The following is a 6273-nucleotide window of genomic DNA, read 5'->3' as shown; positions in this document are numbered from 1 at the left end:
AGACTGTACTAATGTTTATAATAATAGCATTTAATCTTATGCAATTATATTTCTTTAGGTGTATTAGAGGATTTAGAAAGAAAAGAATGTTGCAGATAGATATTATTGAAGATATAAGAGATGAAAGATTTACTATAGAAGCTGATTGGATAAATCCAATATTTGAAAAAACATAATTAAAAATAAAACTGGAAATTGATTATTAAAATTTTTTGGGGTAGGGGGAGGTGTAACTATTTTTAAGACCTATCGGTCTACAGGCTTCCCAGTTATTCAAGTAAATGTTAAAAAATAAAATTTTAGTAAAAACAAATTTTTTACTGGAAATTTGATGCGAAATCTCTGCAAATAGCTCTTTTTCCTTTAAAATTAAAATATATTTATATATAATAATGGATATAGTATATGTTAGCACAACTTATGATAAATGAGGTGGTTTAAATGGAAGTTTACCTAGATAATAGTGCTACAACAAGGCCAAGGGATGAAGTTATTGATTCTATGATATATATGTTAAAGAGTGTATATGGAAATCCATCATCTTTGCATAGAAAAGGATTAGAAGCAGAAAAGGAAATAGAAAAGTCAAGAACAATAATTAGTAAATTTTTAGGAGTAGACAGCAAAGAAATATTTTTTACTTCAGGGGGTACAGAGAGTAATAATATTGCCATACAGGGTATAATAAAAAGGTATGCAAAGAGAGGAAAGCATATTATAACTACTAAAATTGAACATCCTTCGGTATTAAATATATTTAAGTACTATGAAGATAAAGGATTTGAAGTTACATATTTAAATGTAAATGAAAAGGGCATTATTGATTTAAAACAGCTTGAAGATAGTATAACTGATAAGACGATTTTAGTATCTATTATGATGGTTAATAATGAAATAGGAACGGTGCAGCCTATTAAAGAAATAGTTGAAATAATTAAGAAAAAGAACAAGAATGTAAAACTTCATGTAGATGGAGTACAGGCTTTTGGTAAAATAGATATACAACTAAAAAATTTAGGAGTAGATGTTTTTTCTTTTAGTGGACATAAAATTCATGGGCCAAAAGGTGTAGGCGGATTGTATATTAAAAATGGCACTGTTTTAGAACCAATTATCTTTGGAGGCAATCAAGAAAGAGGTTTAAAATCTGGAACAGAGAATACACCGGGAATTGTAGGATTAGGTAAGGCTGTCGAGATTATTAAAAATAATTTTGAAGATGAAAAAAATCATATATTAGATGTTAAAAAATATTTTATAGATAAAGTTCTAGAAAAAATTGATAATATTAAGATAAATAGCTATACTGATGATAGATGTGCTCCGCATATAGTGAATATATCGTTTATTGGAGTTAAGGGCGAAGTATTATTGCATTATTTAGAAGAAGATGGTATATTTGTATCCACAGGTTCTGCATGTTCTTCACATAAAAAAGGAAGAAGTCATGTGCTTAAAAGTATAGGTTTAAAAGAAGAAGAAATTGAGGGGGCTATAAGATTTAGTTTTGCTTTCTATAATACAAAGGAAGAAATTGAATATGCAGTTGATAGACTTGAAAAGTCAGTTAGAGACATAAGAAAAATTATGATGAGGTGATGAATTTTGCAAAGAATAGTTAGTATAAGTTTTGGAGAGATTGCATTAAAGGGATTAAATAGGTCATATTTTGAAAAAAAATTATTAAATCAAATAAAGCGTTCTATAAAAGGATTAGGTGAATCTAAAGTATATAGAGATCAAGGGAAAATATATGTTATTACAGATGATGAAAATATAGAGAGAATAGTTGAAAAACTTAAAAAGGTTTTTGGTATAGTTTATATAAGTCCGGGATATAGAGTTGAAAAAGATATAGAAAAAATGATTGAAAAAGCTATAGAGTCTGTTAAGCAGACTATCGCACACAAAGAGGTTAGAACTTTTAAGGTTCAAGTAAAAAGAGCAGATAAAAAATTCCCAATAAAATCGATGGATGTTGCCAGAAAGATTGGAGCTGCGATATTAAGAGAAATTAAAGTACTAAAAGTAGATGTTAATAATCCTGATTTATTAGTGAAAGTAGATATTAGAGATTATTGTTATATATATACAGACAAGATAAAAGGTTATGGAGGACTGCCAGTAGGTACTAACGGCAGAGCACTTTTATTATTATCTGGAGGAATAGACAGTCCGGTTGCAGGATTTATGATAGCAAAAAGAGGAGTTTCAATAGATGCGGTTCACTTTCATAGCTATCCATTTACAAGTGAGCGAGCAGAAGAAAAGGTTAAAAAATTAGCTGGTTTATTATCTGAATACTGTGGTAATATGAAGCTCTATAGTGTAAACATATTGCCTATACAAAGAGAAATAAATGAAAAATGCCCGGAAGATGAGATGACTATTATATCAAGAAGATTTATGATGCGAATAGCAGAAAGAATTGCTGAAAAAGAGGGTATAGATGCGCTTATTACAGGTGAGAGCTTAGGGCAAGTTGCAAGTCAGACGATAAAGAGTCTTAATGTAACTAATTCAGTAGTAAAAAGACCTGTATTCAGGCCTTTAATTGGTATGGATAAAGTAGAGATTACTGAAATTGCGATGGACATAGGAACTTATGAGACATCTATTTTACCATATGAGGATTGCTGTACTGTATTTCTACCAAAGCACCCAGTAACTAGACCAAAATTAGAAGATATTGAAAAATCAGAAGCATCTCTTGATGTAGAAAATCTAGTTGAAGATGCTATTAGAAAAATGAAAATAATCGAAATAAATTTTCAAGAAAATGCGGAGTAAAATTCTCTGCATTTTTTTAAACAGGTATTCTAAATTTTTATTGACACTAGCGTCGAAAATGATATAATTATAATAAAGAATGGTAGTGGAGGGGGAAATGTGCCCAAAATAGTTGATTATGAGAAAAAGAAAAAGGAAATTGTTGAAAAAGCTATAAATGTTTTTATTAAAAAAGGGTATTACAATACTAATCTATCAGAAATAGCTAGTCAATGTGGAATGGGTAGAACTACATTATATCAGTATTTTAATAATAAAGAAGAAATATTTCATTATGCAATTAAGAATGTTGTTGATGCGATAAAGAGTGATATAAAAAAGACGTTGGAGAAAAAAGATTCTAGCTTTATAGATAAACTTAAAGAAATTATAGAGAAACTTGTACTGTATCATAGTAATACTAAAAATATGTATTTGCTCGTTGATTTTTGGCTTATTCTTGAAAGGGAAAACAGTGAAATATTAGAGAGAGTACGTGAACACGCATTAGAATTAAGAGAGACATTTAAAAATATATTAAATGAAGCTATTGAGTCGAGAGAGATAAAGAATATAGATAAAGATACTATGTCAAAAGTGCTATATGGATTAGTTGAATCTTTATTATTCCATATTTCTGTTGAAAAAGATTATAATCCTAGAAGGCATTTAAAATCTATAAATGTATTAATTGATGGTTTAAAAGCATAATTTTTTTACTTTATTATTGACATATATGACGAAATAAACACATATGTTTATATAAAACATAATCGATTAGTGTTAAATAAAAAACATTTAAAATATTTAAAAATTTATTAAATAAAGGGGGAGATTTTTGTGAGGACAGCTAAAAAGTTATTAAGCACAGTATTATTAAAAGAAGGTTTAAATTATATTGAAAAAAATCCTATGCAAAATTTGTTGAAAATGTTAGATTGGGCAGATAAAATAGCAAAAAAAGAAAATCATAAACAAAACATAGAAGCTTTCAGGAGAATATGTGAAAATCCGGATAGCAACTGGTATAAGCTAATAGAAAGAGTCTTTACTGAAATTCATCCAGAAGTAAGGAAGAAGACGTTAATTAACTTTTTTATTAATTCTGGATTAGTAGGTATACCTATAACAGATAGTTTTAGAAAAAAATTTAATATTAATATTCCTTGGGCTATTTTAATGGATCCAACAGCTGCATGTAATTTAAATTGTATAGGATGCTGGGCTGCTGAATATAATAAGAAAGATTCATTATCAAATGAATTAATAGATAGAATTATAAGAGAAGGTAAAGAGTTAGGTATATATATGTATATATATTCTGGAGGAGAGCCATTAGTTAGAAAAGATGATTTGATTAAGATAGCAGAAAAGCATAATGATTGTATGTTTTTAGCTTTTACAAATGCGACATTAGTTGATGAAAAGTTTGTAAAAGATTTGTCAAGAGTAGGAAACTTTGCTTTGGCTATAAGTGTTGAAGGATTTGAAGAAGAGACAGATATGAGAAGGGGAAAAGGTACATTTAAAAAAGTGATGAAAGCAATGGATTTATTAAAAGAAGAAGGAATCGTTTTTGGTTTTTCAACTTGTTATCATAGTAAAAATGTGGATGCTATCGGGTCAGAAGAGTATTTGGATTTGATGATTGAAAAAGGATGTACATTTGGATGGTATTTTACATACATGCCTCTTGGAAAAGATGCTGCATTAGATTTAATTGCTAGACCAGAACAAAGAGAATATATGTATAGATTTGTACGTGAGATGAGAGAGAAGAAACCAATATTTATAATCGATTTCTGGAATGATGGAGAGTTTGTAAAAGGATGTATAGCTGGAGGAAGAAATTACTTGCATATAAATGCTAATGGAGATGTTGAACCTTGTGCTTTTATACATTATTCAAATGTTAATATAAAGGATGTATCATTATTAGAAGCGTTGAAATCGCCACTATTTATGGAATATAAGAAAAATCAGCCTTTTAACGAGAATCATTTGAGACCATGTCCTTTGCTTGATAATCCTGAAAAATTAAGACAAATGGTTCATGCTTCTAAAGCATATTCTACACAGCCTATAGATGAAGAACCTGTTGATGAATTGACAAAGAAATGTGAAACTGTCGCAGAAGAATGGGCTAAAACTGCTGAAAGGCTATGGGTTGAAAGATAAGAATATAATAGTTTTTTTAAAAAGAGTAGACAATTTGTCTACTCTTTACATTTGTTAGATACTATCTTTGCGGTCAATATATAATTCAAATATAAGTACATCGAAAAATAATTCAAATATAAAAGCTATTAGTATACATAAGATTAAAATATTTATGTTAACATTTAAGTTATTTAAGAGTAAGGGAAGATTGGTTATTTTAGTATCTTTAAATAAAGATTTGTTATATTTGTTATATATTGTAGAGTTTAGATTTCTATTATTGCCAGTAAAGATGCCTTTTAAAAATTCGATGAGTAGAATTATACCAAAATTTTTTTTTGCAAAACGTACACTTTTATTTAGAGCGTCAGAAATACTACAGTCTTCATATATTATAATAAATTCCCACATACTTATGAAAATAAAAAAAACAATTGTTGCTATAGATATTATTATGATAGCTATTATATTTAAGTTAACTGCAATTAATATAGCTGATGGTACAATTAATATTAGAAATAAGGCGAAGGTTAAACCGAAAATTACTAGAGAGCCTAAAAATATTCTTAAAAAGAATTTTTTTGCACCAATAAAAATATCTTTAATAGATATGTCGTTTTTTGTTAGTGATTGTTTAATTATGTACATTTTACCTGTTTCTAAAAATAAATCAATAAAAAATAATAACAATATTATTATAAAGGTTTTTATCATTATGTAATTAGTACTATTAATAGTTGTAATTCTTCTTGTAGCAACAATATGAAAACTTAAAAAAATACCGATAATAATTTGAATGATTGTAGGAACAAATAATATGGGATTAGAAATGATTTGCTTAAAACTTTTTTTACTATAACCAAAAAAATTATCGTACATTGAAACCCTCCTTAAATCTTTATAGTATTATTTTATTATAAAAATACACAAAATACCATAGATGATTTAAATTAGAAATAAAAAATTAAAATGCAGAGATAATTAAGTTGAAATATATGCATATAAACTATAAAATAAGATTAGTTTAACGATAGTGTAAAAAGAAATATGAAAAGTTAGAGAAAAGATTGGATATACTTTAAGATGATATTTTAAAGATTTTACCCAAAAAAGGGCATAAATATCCCGTAGGGTGTAATTTAACTTTAAATTTTAACTGTTAATTTGTCAAGGTGCATTTTAAAATTAAGCAGCTTCTTTTAAAATATTGCTTCTATGCTTTTGATTTTCTATGGCATGTAGTTGTGCTAATTCAATTAGTTTAGCCCATTTTGCTGGCATTGTTTCGTATCTATTCAGCTCAGTTAGTGGTATTGGTACTTTACCATTTAAGGCTGAATGAGG

At 27.7% G+C, this 6273-nt stretch carries 5 protein-coding genes; all 5 read left to right on the top strand.

Annotation, left to right across the window (positions count from 1 at the left end; all coding sequences use genetic code 11):
• Positions 1-441 precede the first annotated feature (441 nt).
• The 5 genes from BUB51_RS11735 (at position 442) to BUB51_RS11715 (ending at position 5650) form a co-directional block, all read left to right on the top strand.
• Positions 442-1599, top strand: coding sequence for a cysteine desulfurase family protein (locus BUB51_RS11735; RefSeq protein ID WP_073197957.1), 1158 nt, complete (start codon positions 442-444; stop codon positions 1597-1599).
• Positions 1600-1605: 6 nt separating this feature from the next.
• Positions 1606-2790 carry a tRNA uracil 4-sulfurtransferase ThiI gene (thiI, locus tag BUB51_RS11730; protein WP_073197955.1) on the top strand — a complete coding sequence of 395 codons (1185 nt, stop codon included), beginning with the start codon at positions 1606-1608 and terminating at the stop codon, positions 2788-2790.
• A 99-nt stretch (positions 2791-2889) separates the two neighbouring features.
• Positions 2890-3480 (top strand): TetR/AcrR family transcriptional regulator, encoded by a 591-nt coding sequence (locus BUB51_RS11725; RefSeq protein WP_073197954.1) that lies wholly within the window; start codon positions 2890-2892, stop codon positions 3478-3480.
• Between the two features lie 129 nt (positions 3481-3609).
• Positions 3610-4947 carry a radical SAM/SPASM domain-containing protein gene (locus BUB51_RS11720; protein WP_073197952.1) on the top strand — a complete coding sequence of 446 codons (1338 nt, stop codon included), beginning with the start codon at positions 3610-3612 and terminating at the stop codon, positions 4945-4947.
• 154 nt (positions 4948-5101) lie between these two features.
• Positions 5102-5650 carry a hypothetical protein gene (locus BUB51_RS11715; RefSeq protein ID WP_073197950.1) on the top strand — a complete coding sequence of 183 codons (549 nt, stop codon included), beginning with the start codon at positions 5102-5104 and terminating at the stop codon, positions 5648-5650.
• Positions 5651-6273: the final 623 nt, after the last annotated feature.

This window comes from Caloranaerobacter azorensis DSM 13643, from assembly GCF_900129995.1.
GTDB lineage: Bacteria > Bacillota > Clostridia > Tissierellales > Thermohalobacteraceae > Caloranaerobacter > Caloranaerobacter azorensis.
The sequence above is the reverse complement of the archived record's forward strand: the minus strand, read 5'-3'. Positions and strand labels throughout refer to the sequence as shown.

Excerpts from the sequence above, each read along its gene's own strand:
- BUB51_RS11735 (WP_073197957.1), top strand. The coding sequence starts at position 442 with ATGGAAGTTTACCTAGATAATAGTGCTACAACAAGGCCAAGGGATGAA.
- BUB51_RS11715 (WP_073197950.1), top strand. The coding sequence starts at position 5,102 with ATGTTAACATTTAAGTTATTTAAGAGTAAGGGAAGATTGGTTATTTTA.